General features: G+C 61.4%; 1 pseudogene. It reads left to right on the top strand.

The window, feature by feature from the left end:
- Positions 1-251, top strand: a pseudogene (locus SB756_RS33140) (tRNA (cytosine(32)/uridine(32)-2'-O)-methyltransferase TrmJ); the annotation flags it as partial.

Genomic DNA, 251 nt, shown 5'->3' with positions numbered 1-251 from the left:
GCGCTTCGGGCGCCAATGACATTCTTGAAAAGGCCCAGGTTGTTGCCACCTTGGAAGACGCCTTGGTTGGCTGCAACCTGGTGCTCGGCACCAGTGCGCGTGACCGTCGTATCCCTTGGCCACTGCTGGACCCGCGTGAATGCGGCACCAAAGTGGTGGAGGAGGCGGCTGGCGGCGCTGAAATCGCCTTGGTGTTCGGCCGTGAAGACTCCGGCCTGACCAATGAAGAGCTGCAGCGATGTCATTACCAC

The organism is Pseudomonas sp. SIMBA_068 (assembly GCF_046534705.1).
Lineage (GTDB): Bacteria > Pseudomonadota > Gammaproteobacteria > Pseudomonadales > Pseudomonadaceae > Aquipseudomonas > Aquipseudomonas putida.
This window is presented reverse-complemented; position numbering and strand designations above follow the sequence as displayed.